Annotated in this window: 18 protein-coding genes; 15 read left to right on the top strand and 3 right to left on the bottom strand. The window is 38.1% G+C overall.

All coding sequences use genetic code 11. The features are described 5' to 3' along the window. Positions 1-11: 11 nt before the first annotated feature. The 15 genes from DWB64_RS19165 to DWB64_RS01455 all read left to right on the top strand — a co-directional run bounded on the left by DWB64_RS19165 (position 12) and on the right by DWB64_RS01455 (position 15,954). A complete protein-coding gene (locus DWB64_RS19165) occupies positions 12-158 on the top strand; it encodes an SHOCT domain-containing protein (RefSeq protein WP_164980169.1) in 147 nt (48 codons plus the stop codon). Positions 159-294: 136 nt separating this feature from the next. Next, positions 295-1,296 (top strand): virulence RhuM family protein, encoded by a 1,002-nt coding sequence (locus tag DWB64_RS01520; RefSeq protein WP_243118932.1) that lies wholly within the window; start codon positions 295-297, stop codon positions 1,294-1,296. Between the two features lie 33 nt (positions 1,297-1,329). Further along, positions 1,330-3,048 carry a recombinase family protein gene (locus DWB64_RS01515; protein ID WP_129486412.1) on the top strand — a complete coding sequence of 573 codons (1,719 nt, stop codon included), beginning with the start codon at positions 1,330-1,332 and terminating at the stop codon, positions 3,046-3,048. Between the two features lie 612 nt (positions 3,049-3,660). Continuing rightward, positions 3,661-4,248 carry a hypothetical protein gene (locus DWB64_RS01510; RefSeq protein WP_129486411.1) on the top strand — a complete coding sequence of 196 codons (588 nt, stop codon included), beginning with the start codon at positions 3,661-3,663 and terminating at the stop codon, positions 4,246-4,248. Positions 4,249-4,513: 265 nt separating this feature from the next. Further along, positions 4,514-5,116, top strand: coding sequence for a DUF6305 family protein (locus tag DWB64_RS01505; RefSeq protein ID WP_206736634.1), 603 nt, complete (start codon positions 4,514-4,516; stop codon positions 5,114-5,116). 41 nt (positions 5,117-5,157) lie between these two features. Continuing rightward, positions 5,158-6,432, top strand: coding sequence for an SLC13 family permease (locus DWB64_RS01500; RefSeq protein ID WP_129486410.1), 1,275 nt, complete (start codon positions 5,158-5,160; stop codon positions 6,430-6,432). 179 nt (positions 6,433-6,611) lie between these two features. Then, a complete protein-coding gene (locus DWB64_RS01495; RefSeq protein WP_129486409.1) occupies positions 6,612-7,724 on the top strand; it encodes a succinylglutamate desuccinylase in 1,113 nt (370 codons plus the stop codon). 173 nt (positions 7,725-7,897) lie between these two features. Next, positions 7,898-8,455 carry a succinylglutamate desuccinylase/aspartoacylase family protein gene (locus DWB64_RS01490; protein WP_164980168.1) on the top strand — a complete coding sequence of 186 codons (558 nt, stop codon included), beginning with the start codon at positions 7,898-7,900 and terminating at the stop codon, positions 8,453-8,455. A gap of 143 nt (positions 8,456-8,598) precedes the next feature. Further along, entirely contained in the window at positions 8,599-10,371 is a 1,773-nt protein-coding gene (ggt, locus tag DWB64_RS01485) for a gamma-glutamyltransferase (RefSeq protein ID WP_129486407.1), read from the top strand. Between the two features lie 199 nt (positions 10,372-10,570). Then, positions 10,571-11,191, top strand: a complete 621-nt coding sequence (locus DWB64_RS01480; protein WP_129486406.1) for a DUF6305 family protein — start codon at positions 10,571-10,573, stop codon at positions 11,189-11,191. Positions 11,192-11,335: 144 nt separating this feature from the next. Next, on the top strand, positions 11,336-12,469 hold the full coding sequence (gene pgsB / locus DWB64_RS01475; protein ID WP_129486405.1) for a poly-gamma-glutamate synthase PgsB: 1,134 nt from the start codon (positions 11,336-11,338) through the stop codon (positions 12,467-12,469). Next, positions 12,462-12,905, top strand: coding sequence for a poly-gamma-glutamate biosynthesis protein PgsC (gene pgsC, locus DWB64_RS01470; RefSeq protein WP_129486404.1), 444 nt, complete (start codon positions 12,462-12,464; stop codon positions 12,903-12,905). The genes pgsB and pgsC overlap by 8 nt, the downstream gene beginning before the upstream one ends. Beyond that, a complete protein-coding gene (gene pgsW, locus DWB64_RS01465; protein ID WP_164980167.1) occupies positions 12,902-14,026 on the top strand; it encodes a poly-gamma-glutamate system protein in 1,125 nt (374 codons plus the stop codon). Before pgsC ends, pgsW begins: the two co-directional genes overlap by 4 nt. Before the next feature lie 34 nt (positions 14,027-14,060). Then, positions 14,061-15,317: a HAMP domain-containing sensor histidine kinase gene (locus tag DWB64_RS01460; RefSeq protein WP_164980166.1), complete on the top strand. Its 1,257-nt coding sequence runs from the start codon at positions 14,061-14,063 to the stop codon at positions 15,315-15,317. Then, positions 15,292-15,954 (top strand): response regulator, encoded by a 663-nt coding sequence (locus DWB64_RS01455; RefSeq protein ID WP_129486401.1) that lies wholly within the window; start codon positions 15,292-15,294, stop codon positions 15,952-15,954. The genes DWB64_RS01460 and DWB64_RS01455 overlap by 26 nt, the downstream gene beginning before the upstream one ends. An 869-nt stretch (positions 15,955-16,823) precedes the next feature. Here the strand turns inward: DWB64_RS01455 and DWB64_RS01450 are convergent. Genes DWB64_RS01450 through DWB64_RS19160 form a run of 3 tightly spaced genes read right to left on the bottom strand, consistent with a single transcriptional unit; the run spans position 16,824 to position 17,942 of the window. Next, positions 16,824-17,009, bottom strand: a complete 186-nt coding sequence (locus DWB64_RS01450; RefSeq protein WP_129486400.1) for a hypothetical protein — start codon at positions 17,007-17,009, stop codon at positions 16,824-16,826. After that, positions 17,002-17,772 carry an IS21-like element helper ATPase IstB gene (istB, locus tag DWB64_RS01445; protein WP_129486399.1) on the bottom strand — a complete coding sequence of 257 codons (771 nt, stop codon included), beginning with the start codon at positions 17,770-17,772 and terminating at the stop codon, positions 17,002-17,004. The genes DWB64_RS01450 and istB overlap by 8 nt, the downstream gene beginning before the upstream one ends. Then, entirely contained in the window at positions 17,772-17,942 is a 171-nt protein-coding gene (locus DWB64_RS19160; RefSeq protein ID WP_164980165.1) for a hypothetical protein, read from the bottom strand. Before DWB64_RS19160 ends, istB begins: the two co-directional genes overlap by 1 nt. Positions 17,943-18,137: the final 195 nt, after the last annotated feature.

The following is an 18,137-nucleotide window of genomic DNA, read 5'->3' as shown; positions in this document are numbered from 1 at the left end:
AGGAGGGTCAGATGGAAAACTTAATGAAGTTTACAATACAGTTAGCCATGCTTTCCAGCCTGCTTGATGAAAAGATGATTTCAGAAAAAAAATTCATCAAAATCAAAGCTGAGTTGGAAAGAAAATACAAAATTAAACGAGGTTTAAGTGGCACTTAATTATCTACTGTGATAAAATTAAAATGATAATTAGGAACATAGATTGATGAACTATCCGGAATTACCGGATAGTTCACTAAAAAACGTCAGACAGCGTCTGATGGATTGAAACTACATTTGGAGAAGGAGGGTTACATTGGAACATAATAATGATCTACTCATATATCAGACAGAAGATGGAAAAACAAAAATTGATGTAAGACTTGAAAATGAAACCGTATGGATGACACAGAAGGCAATTGCTGAGCTTTACCAAAAGGGTGTTAATACTATTAATGAACATATAAAAAATATTTATGCAGAAGGTGAACTTGAAGAAAATCGAACTATTCGGGAAAACCGAATAGTTCAAACTGAGGGAAATAGAGAGGTTGAGAGAACAGTACGTTTTTATAACTTAGAATTAATTATTGCGGTAGGCTATCGTATACGCTCTAGCCGAGGCACCCAATTTAGACGATGGGCAACAGAAAGACTAAACGAGTACTTAGTCAAGGGCTTTACCATGGATGATGAACGTCTTAAGGGTATGCGTAATATTGGTGATGATTATTTTGATGAGCTTTTAGAGCGTATTCGTGATATAAGAGCCTCAGAAAAAAGATTTTATAAGAAAATCACTGATATCTATGCCTTATCTATAGATTATGATGGAAAATCAGAAGAAGCTAAAAAGTTCTATGCGACGGTGCAAAACAAGCTTCATTTTGCTATTCATGGTCATACAGCTGCAGAACTCATCGAACAAAGAGCTGATGCAACAAAAGACAATATGGGCCTTACCACATGGAAGGGTGACAAGGTACGTAAAGGAGATATTACCGTTGCCAAGAATTATTTGACGGAAAAAGAAATAAAATCCCTCAATCGTATTGTAACCATGTATCTCGATTATGCAGAAGATCAGGCAGAAAGACGTAATCCTATGCATATGAAGGATTGGGAAGAAAAGCTCAATGCCTTCCTAAAATTTAATGAGCGAGATATTCTTACTGGTGCAGGTTCTATTTCACATGATGTGGCTAAGGAACTAGCTGAAAAAGAGTATGAGAAGTTTAATCAAAAGCGTTTAAGCGCACCTGAAAAAGATGATTTTGATGTGTATTTAGAAGAACATGAGTGGACTCATAAGAAGTAACCTTGTTATAGGTTCAGTGAAGGAAGTGATGAATTGAAAGAAGTAGAAGTCATAAAACCTAAAAAGAATAAATTTGACCGTGCATCGGGCAAAGAACTTTCCAAAATACGAGTTGCCCCATATTGTAGAGTCAGTACTGATTCGGCTGAACAGATGGCAAGTTATGATTCTCAAGTAGCTTATTATGAGCAGAAGATTAAAGAAAATCCTAAATGGGAATTGGCAAAGATATATTCTGATGCTGGTATTAGTGGCACCAATATTGATAAACGTCTGGGATTTCAAGAAATGATTCGGGATGCCGTGGCTGGTGAGTTTGATCTAGTCATTACCAAGAGTATCTCAAGATTTGGTAGAAATACAAAAGACGTGCTGGAATACACCAGACTATTAAAAAAGCATAATGTTGCTGTATTATTTGAAAAAGAGAATATTAACACCTTCTCCATGCAAGGCGAAGTAGCCATGACCGTTCTAACATCAATAGCCCAACAAGAAAGTGAAAGTATTTCAACTAATGTGAAGATGGGTCTTAAAATGAAAATGAAACGTGGTGAGCTGGTTGGTTTTCAAGGTTGTTTAGGATATGACTATGATAAGGAAACTAAAGAGCTTGTGATTAATGAAGAAGAAGCTGAAGTAGTTCGTTTTATCTTTGAATCTTATAATCAAGGCAAGGGTGCCCGCCTCATTGGAAAGGAATTAAAGGACAAAGGCTACAAAACCAAAAGAGGGAGTACTAATTGGCCTGACAGCACCATCAGGGACATATTAAAGAATGAAAAATACATGGGCGATTTACTCCTAGGTAAGACCTTTACTGTTGATCCAATCACCAAGCAGCGCCTTGACAATATGGGTGAAGAAGAGAAGTATTACATCAAAGATCATCATGAACCTATCGTCAGTAAAGAAACCTTTGAAAAAGCCCAAGCAATTAGAAACAAGCGTAATTGCAACATGGAAAAAGGGCGTTTGAAACGTTATAGCAGACAGTATACCTTTAGCAGTAAAATTGAGTGTGGCTTTTGCGAAACCACTGTTGGCAGAAGAGCATGGAACTCAGGCACCAAGAATAAAAAAGTGGTGTGGCACTGTATCAAATCCAGTAAACATGGTAAGAAGCATTGTCCTGATAGCAAGGGTATTCATGAAGCTGTTATTGAAGAAGCCTTTGTTAAAATCTTTAATGAAATGTGCCAGTATAATAGAGAAATCATAGAAGAGTTTCTATCAATCATCGAAAATACTTTAAGTGAAAGCACCAGCAAGAAAGAACTTTCAACCCTTAATAAAGAACTGAATAGGGTAGAAGAAAAAATCAAGAAGCTGATTGATCTTCATCTTGATGGTGCCATTGACCGTGAAAATTATGAAAACAAATTCATTGAACTAAATAAAGATAAAGAACGATTGATCAAAGAAACCAATGAACTGTCTTTAACAGCCAGTGAAGAAAAAGAAATGAAAACAAGGCTAAAAAGCTTTAGAAAATACTTTGATGCCAACAAGCCCCTAAAGAAGTTTGATGCTGATGTCTTTGAATCTATTGTCGAGAAGATTATACTTGGGGGTATTGATGACAAAGGTCAAAAAGACCCTCATCTGTTGACATTTGTATTTAAAACTGGTCCAAAATCGTCGATTACTATGGGAAAAGAACCATATTCCCACTTATCACCCGACACATGTGGAGACGGTGGTAAAACTAATAAAGCAATAGCAACGAGCACAAGGGTCAGAAAAATCTGACCCTTTTTTCATACCCAAAACTGAAGGAGGCTTTAGAACAAGCTACGCTCTTTAGGCCTTGTGTGCATCTAACAGTGAGGGGCGATATAAATGTATGGAATGAATTGCAGGTAAGCAAATTATTGGTGTTACCATTAATGTTATATTTTGGTATAATGAATAAGTGAGTACTTTAAGTAGTTAAGCTAGAAAACTATTTGAAGAAGTAAACTGCTTTTGAAGAGGTTACTGGTGACGGTCACTCGGTTGGAGACAGAGTTAGCGCCATAAGTATATGTTATGTATTTTGCAAGTTGCAGACTTGTTTTTAGCATTTACATCCTTTTATTGATCGATTACCAATAGGAGCTATTTGCGTGTCAAGACGAAGAAGAGTGGATCATAATGGAGCATTTTATCCTATAATTTGTCGCGGAATAATAGTAATTATAGATTTGGTGAAAATGAATCTATATTACAAACTGTTTGAAGCAGATTACCAATTACAACCAGACACTTAGCAAACTTGTTTATGGTATCAGAATCTTATTTATAAACTATATAAGAAAGAATAGTACGTTAGCTAAACGTGTCTCTATATTCGTGCCTGTCACCGAGGTATTGTTAAAAAGTGTGAATAAAGGCATCGATAAAGCCTCTCAAATAATTGCGGGTAAGAAGGTCAAATCGGCTGGGATTGAGCTCTCAGAATATTTTATGCCTGGGCTTGGTGGACGTGAGCTATCAATTGAAAACGCTTTGGAAACAGCTGATGCAATGAATCAGATTGATCCAGACTTTATACGGATAAGGACACTTGCTGTAACAAAGCAATCAGAGATTTACAAAGATTATAATAAAGGTGAGTTTTCAAGAACAAATGATACCGATATGGTGAAAGAATTGTATTTGTTTATTGAATCCTTGAATGGTATTCACAGTATTGTTAAGAGTGATCACATTTTAAATCTCATTCCAGAGGTTGAGGGACGATTACCAAGGGATAAGGGAAAAATGCTTTCTGCTCTGAGTTGGTATTTGGAACTATCTGAAGTGGATAAGTTGCTATTTAGAGTAGGGAGAAGAACGGGGATGCTTAAAGGAATCAAGGATTTTGACATAGGTTCTAAGAGGCGCATCACTCAAATATGTGAGTCAAACAAAATCCATTCTGAAAACGTCGATCAGGTAATAGACGAGCTGATGAATCGATTTATTTAAGTCAATAGAAAAGAATATAAGCAATTATGAAACCATCCATTTATGGGCACAGTTATGAAACCAAGCTTTGAGGTTATGAGTCCATATGGGGTGGTTTTTTGTGTTGCTTTTTCGTAGAAATATGAGAAAAATAGGACAAGCCTATTGATTAGGGCTATAATTCAGATAAGTTTTTCTAAAAAATCAGAAAAATAGATTATGTGTATGGAATGAATACTTCATTGATTACTGAAAAATTAATGAGAGTTGTGAAAGGATGATACGAATGAAAAAAAAGTGGGTTTGTTTTTTAACAGGATGTGTTTTACTTACATCATTGCTAGGTGGATGTGGTAATTCTGAACCAACGCCTCAGAATGTGACTACTCAAGAAGAAGCAACAGTTGCTGTCGAAATTCCAAAAGCAGAGCAGCCAATCTTAGTGACATCATCAGGTCAGAGTGCTGATGTTCAAATGTTAAAAGCGGTATTAACCAACCTTGAATTTGATTTTGACTTCAACCCAACTGTTGAGGCAGATGCTATCGAAAAATACAAGACGATCATTTTTGTAATAGGTGGGAGTTCAAAAGGGTTAGGAGCGGCAGGTATTAAACCTGAAGAAGAAATTGCGAGGACAGAACGTATTCTTGATGCCGCTGCGGATGCAACAATCTTAGGTGTCCATATCGGTGGTGAATCAAGGCGCGGAGGACTTTCGGATTCGTTTGCAAATGTAGTTGCACCAAATGCAGATTATATGATTGTAGTTGAAGGTGGCGATGATGATGGCTACTTTACTGAAATAGCCTTGGAAAATGGCATTCCACTTGTTCTGAGTGAAAATATAGCAGCTGTAGGTGCCCCTATAATAGAAGCTTTTAAATAAGATTAAGGGATTTCTGAATAATTTTAAATGAGGAGGTTGCTATGAGCATCGAACTAATACTTTTTATTGTAATGGTTGGGACATTTTTTATAAGTTGCTTTGTATTTAAAACACCGGTTAGCATTGGCATGGTACTGGCAGCGGTTATCACAACCATTATATCGGGTAATGGTATTCCTATCAGTCAATTGGTAGAAGGAACTTTTGGATACATTGATACCATTTTGGTTATTACTTCAGCAATGATTTTTATGAAGTATGTTCAACGATCAGGCGCATTGGATGTTATGAACGTGATATTTGTTGATAAATTTCATAAGAAACCAGCGATATTGCTGATTATGCTCATGTTTATTGTGATGTTCCCAGGGATGATTACCGGATCTTCAACAGCTGCTGTAATTAGTGCAGGTGCCATTGTTTATCCGATACTGATTTTGATGGGTATTCCGAAGGAGGAAACTGCTGCGATAATAGCGATCGGAGGGCTAATGGGTATGATTGCTCCACCGATTAACGTGCCTGCAATGATAATCGGCGGAGGCATTGATATGCCCTATGTGGGATTCACAATTCCGCTTTTGATATTAACGGTGCCATTGGCGATTTTTAGTGTTCTCTTCTTAGGCTACACTCACTCAAAAGATCTAGATTATGAAATGATAAGTAAAAAACTAAACCACAGTGTTAAGGAAAAGCATGGTATCAAGATTTTTTTTCCAATTGCTTTGGTTTTACTTTTGCTGATAGGTTCACGCGCTTTTCCTAAACTTATACCTAATTTGGGGATGCCCTTAATTTTTCTGATCGGAGCTGCAGTAGCCAGTTTTTCTGGCGAACGTTTTAAATTATATGAAACTGCCAAGGAGGGCGTCAAAGATTCATTGCCTGTTATGGGTATTCTTATGGGAGTCGGTATGCTTGTTCAAGTAATGACTTTAACGGGTGTCCGTGGCTATATCGTTGCTACTTGCCTCAGTGTTCCGCCAATCATGCTGTACTTGGCAATTGCGGTTACCGTTCCTTTGTTCGGTGCGATATCCTCTTATGGTGCAGCATCTGTCTTGTGTGTTCCGTTTTTATTAGCTCTTATAAACAACGATCAAATTGTAACTGGATCGGCCTTATCCTTGATTGCTTCATTAGGAGATTTGATGCCTCCGACAGCACTTGCAGGCATATTTGCTGCTAAGATTTGTGGCGTTGAGAATTACTTTGAAGTTCTTAAGAAATGCAAAATTCCAGCTCTCGTTACAATTGCATGGGGAATGATTGCTTTATTGGGTGCGAACCAAATTGCGTCCATTATGCCATAGGAGGTTTTGACCAATGACTTTGATATACAGGATAATAATTTTACTGATTTCGGTCTTAACAGTGCATTGTCTTTATGAAGAAGTGGATTTTAAAAAGCAGGCGAACAATGCCATTGTACTAATTCCGTTGATTCTTAGAGGTTTAATGATCAAATAATGGTGAGGAAGGATTCGATTTAATGAAGGGAAATAAGATTACAGCCTCTATACTACTGCTGAGTGTACTTGTTTGTACATTTTTTACAGGGAAAGCATTCAAAGAAATGTGGGAAAAGGATCTTATAGTTCAAGGTGATGGTGTAACAGAAATCCGGATGCTTAGCGACTATAATCCCAGTATTAAAGGAACAGCCGGCGATACAGAAGTTTATGTAATGAAGGGAGCCAAGGATGGTGCAAGTATGCTTGTGCTTGGTGGAACCCACGCCAATGAGCCAAGCGGTTATTTAACTGCAGTCACGTTGATTGAAAATGCACAGATTGAGGAAGGAACGCTTTATGTCATTCCAAGAGCCAACAATAGTGCGTTTACTCATAATGACCCTCAAGAAGGTGCACCCCAATTTTTTGAAATAGCAACAGAGTCGGGGATACGACGGTTTACTTTTGGATCTAGAGCAACGAATCCAATCCATCAGTGGCCTGATCCCGATGTGTATGTTCATTCATCAGGCCAGAAGCTGTCTGGGAGTGAAACTAGAAATTTGAACAGAGGATATCCAGGAGATAAGAACGGAAGTTTCACTGAGCAAATTTGTTTTGGTATCGCCGAATTGATAAGAACAGAAAAGATTACAATGGAAATGGATTTACATGAAGCATCACCAGAATATCCAGTCATTAATGCCTTGGTTTCCCATGAGAAGGCGATGAACATTTCATCCATGGCCATAATTGACCTTCAATTACAAGGTATTAATATGGGAATTGAACCTTCGCCTGTTAATTTAAGAGGCCTCTCCCATAGGGAACTAGGCGATGCTACTGAGACGTTAGCAATGTTGATGGAGACTGCAAATCCATCTCAGGGTCGGCTACGTGGGAAAACAAACGAAGAGTTGATTCTAACAGGCAAGGACAAGTTTTACGAAAAAGCATTTAAAGCAGGGAGACTGTACGTACCGTTTGATAGTTTGGGTCATCCGCTAGAAGTTCGGGTAGGACGACAGATTGTTGGCATTTTATCGGTTGCAAAGGCATATTCAGATCAAAATGAAGCAAATTTGATCATAAAGAATTTGCCAGCCTATGATGACATTGTAGAAAACGGTGTTGGTGCGTACTTAAACTAATGAGACCATTTATAAAATATTTCCTTTTAGGCGTGCTGACTTGCACTTTGTTCTATTTTGCATCTTCTGCACTTGACAATAAACAGGAGAATTATATCATTACACTCTGTAAAGATACTGTCTACGAAACTGAGGCCCATATAATTGTAGCAAGCAAAGAAGGACGTGTCAGAATGATAGTAGCAGGCATTCATGGGGATGAAGTTGCTGGAATTAGGGCTGCAGAGGTACTGAGTGATATGCGCTTGAAGGATGGATCGTTGATTGTTATTCCGGTGGTGAATCAGCCGGCTGTATTGCTGAATCAAAGAACCGCCTTTGGACAAGGGGATCTCAATCGCTTATTTTCTGATAATACTGTCAGGAATCCAGTCGTTGATGAAGTGATACAGATGATGGTTGAGTTTGACGTTGATTTAGTTATTGATCTACATGAGGCTTTGCCTTCTATTGGTAACGCTGATCAAATTGAAGACTCAATAATCGTTGGAAAATATGGAGCGAGTTTACTTGATGTTGTGACTTTGTTTGATCGAGTCGGGAGCAAAGTTACTCAAGTTAAAGGATTTACGTACTTAAACAATCCAGTATCGGGTAGTTTAAATCAATACGCTTCGGATATGTTGAAAATACCGGCATATACGATTGAAACGAACCGTCTTGACCAATTGGATTTAAGAGTTTTAGAACATGTAGAGCTGAGTAAAGCTCTCATTGATATGAGTGAATAAGATGCTTGTGTAGAGCGTGCATCGGCGCATAGAAAGATCGCTATGAATGGAGTTCTCAGCGTGCTACTGCATAAGAGGTGTTTTGTAGAAGCTGCGCTTGGAATAGAAAAGAGCAAAACAACTAATTTAAAGGGGGAAATCAAATGCACAAGAAAATTATTGCGTTACTCTTGAGCTTGTCGCTGGTGATTTCAGCTACAGGCTGTACCAGTTCAAAAGCACCTGAGACGGGTGAAGCAAGTTCCCAAGAGACTCAAGTGGAATCCACAGAGCAAGTGGATGAAGTTTCTGTGTCGGAGGATGTATGGTATCCATATGACAAAGATGGCAACTTTAAAAGAGGCGAAAGAGACGGAAATGGTGAAAATGGAGTGGTATCTTCTGCAAACTATTTTGCGTCAAAGATTGGAACGGACATTCTTGAGGCAGGTGGTAATGCCATTGATGCTGCAGTGGCAGTCGCGTTTGGAATCAGTGCTGTCGAGTCCTACTATTCAGGCATAGGCGGCGGTGGTTTTATGACCGTTAGATTTGCTGAAACCGGTGAAACTAAATTCATTGATTTTAGAGAAACAGCTGCATCGGCAGCTACACCTGAGAATTGGCCAAAAGATGAGAGTGGGAACTATACATATATCGGCGGATATACTGTAGGCGTTCCAGGTGAAGTAAAAGGTCTTTTATATGCTTTAGAGACATACGGTACAATGGATCGACAGACAATCATGGCACCGGCGATTGAATTGGCTCGTGATGGATTCCCAGTAGGCCCGTTCTTTAAAAAAGCAACAGGAGACTGGTATGATTACTACGGCTATCAGCCTGAGACTGCTGAAACATACTATAAAAATGGGCTGCCGTATGAGGTTGGCGATATCTATACCAATGAAAAGCTTGCACATTCACTTGAGAGAATCAGCAACGAAGGCGAAAGCGCATTTTATACAGGGGAAATTGCTCAGGCTATTGTTGATTCGGTCAATGCTGATGGCGGCGTGATGTCCCTTGAAGACCTTGCAAACTATGAAGTGAAGGTTCGTGAACCGATCGTTGGATCTTATCGAGGATATGAGATAATATCTTCGCCTCCATCATCATCCGGTGGGACAACGATTGTTGAAATCTTGAACATTTTAGAGAATTTTGATGTTGGTGCACTCGAAGTCAACTCACCAGAGTATATTCACTTATTATCAGAAGCGTTCAAAATAGCTTATTCTGATAGAGGTGAATACATGGCGGATACAGACTTTGTTGATGTCCCACTAGAAGGTTTAACAAGTAAGGAATATGCTAGTGAAAGAGCTAAAGAGATTGATCTTTCGGTATCTCAATCCTATACCTCAGGTGATCCGTATATTTATCACAGCACCAATACATCGCATATCTCCATTATGGACAAAGAAGGGAATATGGTATCTCTTACAAAGTCAAATAACGGTGGATCTGGTGTAATGGCAAAAGGAACAGGGATTCTTCTTAACAGTGAGTGTGGTGATTTTGCAACTGGATCGGGTCTGGCCAATTCAATTGATGGTAATAAAAGACCGCTTTCTTCAATGAGCCCGACGTTGGTATTAAAGGACGGCAAACCTGTTATGTCAGTTGGGTCACCAGGTGGAACACGTATCATTACAACTGTTGCTCAAGTGATCAGCCATGTCATTGACCATGATATGGATGTTCAAGAAGCCATTGATGCGCCAAGATTCTTTGATGGCTACGAGGAGCTTAAGCTGGAGGGACGTATTCCGGAAGCCGTTTCGGACGAATTGGCAGAAATGGGACATAAAATTACACGTACTTTGGATTGGGATGATTACTACGGTGGTGTACATGCTGTTATCATGCTAGAAGACGGAACTCTTAGGGGTGGAGCTGATCCAAGACGTGATGGTAAAGCACTAGGTTATTAAAAAAACAAGACAGCGAATAAGCGTCTAGTTTCAAAATTGATTGGCACACATAAAACTCCAGTAGTTAATCTTGCGTATATGTAATAGTTTCAGATATAATAGATTGACTACTGGAGCTTTTCCTATTTTGAATAAAATATTTAAGCATGTAAGGAAATGAATCCTAAGATTAAATAAGCTTTAATCAAAGAGGAATATTATGAAAAAAAGAAGAATTGCAACCATGCTACTGCTAAGTGGCATAATGCTTATTACGACGGTGTATGTGCATCTTGCATTAAAGGAAAAAGTTGAGTTGGAAAAAAAGGGTTTTGAAGTGAACACCTTAGTTAGTGTGGGCATAATTGGACAGGAACCAGTAGTGCTCACATCTTTTGGACAGAGTGCCGATGTTGCACTCTTAAAAGTGCTTTTTGAGAAGGAAAAAGTGAACTTTAGATATGATCCCTACGTGAATGCTGAAAATCTTCTGGACATAAAGACCATAATTGCTGTGGTAGGTGCATCCGTTAAAGGGTTGAGTTCTTCAGGGGTCAAGCCTGAAGAGGAATTGCAACGAGTTGATGACATGCTACTGTATGCAAATGAGTATGATTTGACCCTTATATCGGTATTTAGAGGAGGCGAATTTAAAAAAGGTGACCTTACTTCGAAACTGATTTCAAAAGTGCTTTCAAGTGCTGATATTCTGATCGTAGTGAATGAGAAAGAAGAAGTAAGAAATAGTATAGAGACCATGAATACCAATGACTCTTATGTCATTTATGTTCCTTCAATTCCTAAAGCTGTAAAAGTTATTGAAGGTCTTGTAGTGGATTAATTGCGTTCTGAGAATTAACCTACCAAACTGATTTTGTTGAAGTTTGACCGTTAATACTTGTAGCGCGATTTCATTTTTAGTGATTCACTTAAAACCAAGAAGTAATGACGATTATCACTTGGATGGAGTATGGGAGTGACGTAAATGATAAAGACAATTACAACATACACGGTATTAGTATACTTTGGATTTCTTATAATCGAAGGGTGGTATTTAAGGAGAGTAAGGGAGAGGCTGCCATATGTTATACACGTGAATGGCATAAGAGGAAAGTCAACCTTGGTCTGGATGCTGGATGGTATATCTCGTGAAATAGGGTATAAAACTTTTTCAAAGGTTACAGGTACCAAGCCTGAATATCGAGGGGTTGATGGTAAGCGTGTGAGTATTCAGCGTCGGAAAATGCCAAACATTCTGGAACAAAAAAAGATGTTATATTTAGCTGCAAAGCAAAATGCAGATATTTTGATTATTGAATGTATGGCTGTTAATCCTTATTTGCAAAAAAAGAGCTCCGAAATGATCAGGCCTAATCTCACATTGATTACCAATGTTCGGCTAGATCATATGGAAGTCATGGGCATGAATCGTGATGAAATAGCCCAAAATTTAGCGCAATCAATAACTGAGGATAGCGTGGTTGTAGTTGAGAAGTCCTCCTATTTGGAACGCTTCATAAAGGTAGCTGAAATAAAAGGAAGCGTATGTAAGGTAAGAAAAGAATATCGTGAATTTCCTGTTGAAAAGGGTTTGGACTCTTGTATTAAACAAATCATGGAGATAGAGAGTGAGCATGAGGATAATTGTGCTATGGCTCTTCAAGTAGCTGAAATAATGGGATGGGACATTTTTACCACCGTTAAAGGCATTTCGAAAAGGGTACGCGATGTGTATTCTTCAAAAGAAATTGAAATGGGTTCAGGTGTTGTTGCATATGGGTTTGCCATCAATGACTTGGATTCAACACAACTGTTTTACCAAAAGCTTGTCAAAAAATATGAGACGATGAGAAAAGCTGTACTATTCAATGATCGAATTGACCGTCCATTAAGAAGGCTCATGTTCTTGTCATGGTTGGTGTGTCTGAATCCTGAGCGCATTTATCTGAGCGGATCAATGAAATCGTATAATCGAAGGAAACTGGTTCAAAACGGGTACGAAGGTATGATTGTATGTGTTGATAACATTGATGACATTGAATATGATGAGTGGCTGGTCGTTGGAATAGGAAATTTGAAGGGTTTTGCAGAGAAAATGATGGAGGAGTTACATGCTTGAGTCATTTTTAACTTTTAGTATTGTGGTGAGCTTATTGTATGATGAATGGATTGGTATATCACCAAGCGGGATTATTACACCAGGGTACCTAGCTCTTTTTATAGATCAGCCACATAAAATTTTTTACACTCTGATCATTGCCATTGCTACAGCGTTAATACTTGGTTATATTGGGGATAAATTATTTTTATATGGGAAACGTCAATTTGTGGCTGCGATTCTTATAGCATTTGTTTTAAGAACGATTATTTCTTCTGTTTTGGCTTATGTATTTGATGGCACTATTCTGTTGACATCAATCGGCATGATTATACCAGGTCTGATGGCGCATGAGATGAAAAAGCAGGGCATTTGGATAACGCTGTTACACACCGGAAGTCTCACTTCTGTACTCTACTTGGTACTTCTCTTGTTTCAAGGAAAGGTGATCTTTTGAATAGACTGCGTGATAGAAACATCTTGATTTTGTTGGCGGCGCTCTTCACATTTGTATTGGCTATTAGCACATCAAAGATTGGGGAGTATCCATACTATGATGAAAAACTTCGAGCGAGTGAAAGAACACTGAGTATTTTCATGAACATTGCGGGAAAAGAGAGAGAATACTTGCACACCCATGACTTAATTGGAAAAGATTACAGCGGTATTACAACGACTTTAGGGAGCATAAAATCAAAGAAAACCTCAATAAACCCAAACTTTTCAGCAGTTATTATGGACATGCTTTTAGCTTGCGGTTTGAAGCGTGGAGACGAGGTAGCAATAAATCTTTCGGGTTCGTTTCCGGCATTAAATTTTGCTGCCATTGTGGCGGTCGAAGAGTTGGGATGTATTCCGGTAATAATATCATCCATTGGATCATCGACATACGGTGCGAATGATCCTAAACAAACATATCAAGATATGGAGCATCAAGTTTATGAAGCGGGTTTGATTTCTGTACGATCGATATTGGTTTCACCTGGAGGCGATGGAGATATAGGCCTCAACATGGATCCTGAAATACTCCTGAATATTGAAGAGCGATTGGCGAGGTACGGATACACCATTTACAATGAACCTAACATAAATACCAATTTAGACAAACGGATGAACTTAATGAAAGATGCAAAGGTTCTGATCAATGTGGGAGGAAATTTAGTATCTCAGTTTCATTCTGATATTGGGTATACATGGGATTATGGCTTAATTCTGCCGACGCAGAAATTGAATTATCGTGAAGATGGACTCATTGGTCGATTTCTTGGACTGGACAAGCCTGTTATTCAAATGTTGAATGTAGTTGACATAGCAGTAAAGTATCAGCTTCCAATTGAACCCGATATTATTGCCAAGCCTGGGGAAGGTGATGTGTTTGTGGGCCGGATTTACTATGGCGTATCTGTTTGTGCGGGGATATTGCTATTCTTAATGGTGGTGATTAGAGATGGATATTTGCAGCGTAAGGAAAAAAGCAAAAAAATTCGTGACTGTATACTATCTAAAAATGGCATGGGTTATGATCTTGATAGCAGTGTCATTGGGGCTGCCACGAGTAATCAATGTAAGCAGTCTTAAGATATATTCAGACCTATATATAGGTGTTGGTAGCATGCAACAAGGTTTACTTATTTTAGCAGCATTTAAGCTGGTTTTGATGAACTCAATTAGAGCTCTCCCCATATATATGGCTGTATTTGTATGTATAGATGAGGGACATACGAATCTGGTTGATAACTTGTACAGAACGCTATTTACTATGGTTTCATTTCTGTGTATACCTGTGATTTATGCAATGATAAATATGTTATACCATGTCAAATACAGTTTTGGAATGCCGGCTTATATGATGCTGTGTGTAATGTTTTTGTTTGTTAAAACAGAGCTAAAGCACGTAAAACTGTTATCAAAATCAATTTTTCTTGCTTTGCTGCTGATGGGATTTCAGTGGCTTGACATTGTACCATTTTTATCGAAGTACGGATTTGGGCATGGTGAGGTTTCGGCGGATGTAAAGTCAATCGCTGAAGTTACTGATTCAACAGGGGTACTCACTTTTTCGGCATTGGTGTTCTTTGTTATATTTACGAGCAATGCACTTATGATTTTAAAGATTCTCATGGACCAAAATAGAATATTAGATGCCGCTGAAACACAAAAGAAAATGGAAATGCAGCTTGTAGAAGCACGAATCCAAGGGCTTAAGGCCAGGACTTACGAGGAGCAACAATACCTTGTTCACGACTTGAAGAGCCCATTGACTTCTATTCAAGCTTTAGTATCGGTTTCTGAAATGATTACAGTTAATCCGAAAGTAAAAGAATACATGAGCAGGGTATCAGAATCAGTCGAGCAGTTAAATATTATGATATCAGAGATACTCAATGAAAATAAAAGGAAAGTTATCCTTGTAGAGGAATTGTTGTTAGGTATTATGTCTCAAATATCGTCTTTGGAAGGCAATGAATCGGTTTGCTTCAAGTGTAAATGCAAAGATGCATATATATCGGTCAACCGAGTAAGATTCTCAAGAATGATAATAAATGTTGTAACAAACAGTATAGCTGCACTTCCTCCTCATCGTGGACGTGTGGATATTCGTATTCACTCTATTGGGCAGGATATAATAATAGAAATTGAAGACAACGGTACTGGCATTGAACCGGACTTAATCAGCCAGATATGGGAAAAGGGATTTAGTACAAAGGATTCTTTTGGTTTAGGTCTTACCTATATAAAAAATGTTGTTGAACGTCATGATGGCTTAATTGAGATGAGATCGATTGTTGACCAGGGTACAACAACATGGATTAAGATACCAAGAGTCGAATGGGAGGTTGGGAATGAAGAGAATATTAATTATAGATGATAATGCTGATATTAGATATGCTCTGAGTCAGATCTGTGATTTTAAAGGATGGGAACCCAAAACGGCATCTTTGGTAAAAGAGGGGCTTGAAATTCTGATGAATGAGGAGATAGATTTAATACTTATAGATTATCACATGCCCAAAATTAATGGACTTGAAGGTGTAAAAATGATTCGCGAAAAAGATCCGGACGTGCCAATTATTGTTTTGACGGTTGATGAAAAGCAACAGGTAGCAGATTTATTCATATCCAATGGAGCTAATGATTTTGCACTAAAGCCTATAAAAGCACCAGATCTGATATCTCGGATATCGGTGCATCTCAAATTTTCATCACTTAAAAAAAAGAGTGATAATGCTGATTCCTCTAAATCAGAAAATACAGCTCAATATAGGGATTATACTAAGGGAATAAATATAAATACGCTTGATATAATTATTGAATTCATGAAGAATAATGAAAATGAGTATACTATTGAAGAAATATCTGAGAATACAGGACTTGCATATCAAACAGTTCATAGATATTTAAAGCATCTATTAGAGTATGATGTTGTAAGAGCCGATTATAGATATGGGAAAATAGGACGTCCGAAGCAACAATTCAAGTGGAATAGCTTAAGAAATTGTGTGTAAAAAATGGATTTACGAGGTGTATAATAACCTCATGTGTCGTTTATTAGGAATCAAGTTTTAGCAGATATATTTTTGCGTTAAAAAAAATTGAGAAGTTAGCGAAAGGTGTTCGAAGAATTAAGGAACATTATCGGGACTATGCTGTAAATCCAAAGTTTGAAATTCTTGAAAATTGTATTGTTGTAATACTGCCAAAAACAAATCAACCGGAAGCAAATACATATCAACCGGTAGAGCGGGAAGCATATAAGCTGAATGAAAAAGAACGGTTGATTTATAAACTTCTTGAAATGGGTGATGCTTTAAGTCGAGCCACTATTGAAGAAGAACTTGGGCTTAAGAAATCTCAAACCTTTGATCTATTAAGTCGCTTGAGAGATCTGAACTTAGTAGCTCAGATTGGCCGAGGCAGATTGACAAAATATTTATTGAAAAACAGAAACCGGACGAATTGAATTCGTCCGGTTTCTTCTGATATGGTGATTTATATTAAATTCACTTTAACCCGTTATGGTAACGTATTATAAGTAACGGCAATTGAATAAGTAGGAAATTGTTGTTAAAATGGTATTACTATAAAACTTAGTTATAATAGAAGTTTGGTATTTGAATCTTCTAAAAATCCAAAGTATATTTAGACTGTATTAAATAATTACTATCTTTTTCTTTGAGTTTTTAATATTCTAGAAATTTACAAGTTTGCATTATTGTGAATGTCAATGAAAAAGTTTACCACTCGCTCATGAATTTCTTTACCACTAGTGATCATCAATTCGTTTACCATTAATCTGATAACGCTCACGAATTTGTTTACCACTGACTGTATAAAATTAGGGAAAAGTCATTACTGAGATTTCCCTAATAATAAACTAAAAGTTCTGTTCTTCTGGAGACTCGAAAGCCGGATAATCAATCTTATGGTATTCGAGTATTGCCTGAAGAAGATCTGCATAAGACTGCAAACGTTCATTGTCACCTTTGACTTCTGAGTAGGCCGCTTTCAGCTGCTCAAGGCAAGTTTCCAACTCGATATCCGGTGCTTGTGGTTTATACATGATTGTTCACCTCCTCGATTTGAGGTGCCGAATGCTCTCTTCTATAAGAGGTTCCATTCATGTTTAACACATGTGACCTAAAGGTCAACCTGTCAATCAATGCTGCTACCATTGTTTCATTCTCAAACAGCTCAGTCCAATCTGAGAATTTCAGATTCGTTGATATTATGACACTTTTCTTCTCAGCTCTATCGGCAATGACTTTAAAGAGCAGTTCCGATTGGTGCCGACTAAAAGTAATGTAGGATGCTTCATCAATGATGAGTAGGTCCACCTTAGAAAGTTGTTTTTCAAGTTTGATTAATCTTTTGTATTCAGCTGCGTCTATGAGTTCATTTGACAGGTTAGCTGCTGTGTAAAACTTGACGTTGAATCCTTGTAGACAAGCATTGATACCAAGCGCGATTGAATAATGGGTTTTGCCACGGCCAGTATTGCCGATCATAACAATATTCTGTCCCTTGCTGATAAAGTCACATGTCGCTAGCTCTCGTAGAGTAGCCTCTGACACGTGCTCATAGCGCTTCAGATCCATTTCATCAAAGGTCTTGTGAAAAGGGAAGCTCGCTGCTTTAAGCCGGCGTTTACGCCTGTTTTCCGACCTTGATTCAGTTTCATTTTTCAATAGCTCGATCAAGAAGTCATCATAGCTTTCATGCTTGTCCATCTGTCGTATGACATCTTGGTATCTATTAAGAGTCGGCATTCTTAGCTGCTTTGCATAGAATGCAATTTTATCTTTATTCACATTCGGTTGTTTCATCATTGCACCACCATTCCGTATTTTTCATCGTATTTGGTTAGATCCACAGGATCCACTAGAACTTCTTTCTGGGCTAAGTAAACGACTCCTGTATCGACAGGAACATTCAGCTGGCTCCGAATCATAAAACAACTCGTGCCGTTCACCCACATGCCGTATGTCAGTGTCACTCATTTCTCTACGGCACCGTTATACAGCTACTCGGTGAGCGGCACCATTATCTCCATTTCAAAGTTTTGCATAAGTCCGCTGATTTCAGATAATGAAACTTTCATATCATTTCGTATCCAGTGGATAATTCTCCTTATCCTCATAAGTGCATAGACAATTTAAGCAATATTGTTGATTCATTTTTAACGTGGTAG

Source organism: Fusibacter sp. A1, assembly GCF_004125825.1.
GTDB lineage: Bacteria > Bacillota > Clostridia > Peptostreptococcales > Acidaminobacteraceae > QQWI01.
The sequence above is the reverse complement of the archived record's forward strand: the minus strand, read 5'-3'. Positions and strand labels throughout refer to the sequence as shown.

Bases quoted from the DNA above. Each gene is read 5' to 3' on its own strand.
- DWB64_RS19165 (WP_164980169.1), top strand. From the start codon at position 12: ATGGAAAACTTAATGAAGTTTACAATACAGTTAGCCATGCTTTCCAGC.
- DWB64_RS01505 (WP_206736634.1), top strand. From the start codon at position 4,514: ATGAAAAAAAAGTGGGTTTGTTTTTTAACAGGATGTGTTTTACTTACA.
- DWB64_RS01500 (WP_129486410.1), top strand. From the start codon at position 5,158: ATGAGCATCGAACTAATACTTTTTATTGTAATGGTTGGGACATTTTTT.
- DWB64_RS01495 (WP_129486409.1), top strand. From the start codon at position 6,612: ATGAAGGGAAATAAGATTACAGCCTCTATACTACTGCTGAGTGTACTT.
- DWB64_RS01490 (WP_164980168.1), top strand. From the start codon at position 7,898: ATGATAGTAGCAGGCATTCATGGGGATGAAGTTGCTGGAATTAGGGCT.
- ggt (WP_129486407.1), top strand. From the start codon at position 8,599: ATGCACAAGAAAATTATTGCGTTACTCTTGAGCTTGTCGCTGGTGATT.
- DWB64_RS01480 (WP_129486406.1), top strand. From the start codon at position 10,571: ATGAAAAAAAGAAGAATTGCAACCATGCTACTGCTAAGTGGCATAATG.
- pgsB (WP_129486405.1), top strand. From the start codon at position 11,336: ATGATAAAGACAATTACAACATACACGGTATTAGTATACTTTGGATTT.
- pgsC (WP_129486404.1), top strand. From the start codon at position 12,462: ATGCTTGAGTCATTTTTAACTTTTAGTATTGTGGTGAGCTTATTGTAT.
- DWB64_RS01460 (WP_164980166.1), top strand. From the start codon at position 14,061: ATGCAACAAGGTTTACTTATTTTAGCAGCATTTAAGCTGGTTTTGATG.
- DWB64_RS01455 (WP_129486401.1), top strand. From the start codon at position 15,292: ATGAAGAGAATATTAATTATAGATGATAATGCTGATATTAGATATGCT.
- DWB64_RS01450 (WP_129486400.1), bottom strand. From the start codon at position 17,009: ATGTATAAACCACAAGCACCGGATATCGAGTTGGAAACTTGCCTTGAG.
- istB (WP_129486399.1), bottom strand. From the start codon at position 17,772: ATGAAACAACCGAATGTGAATAAAGATAAAATTGCATTCTATGCAAAG.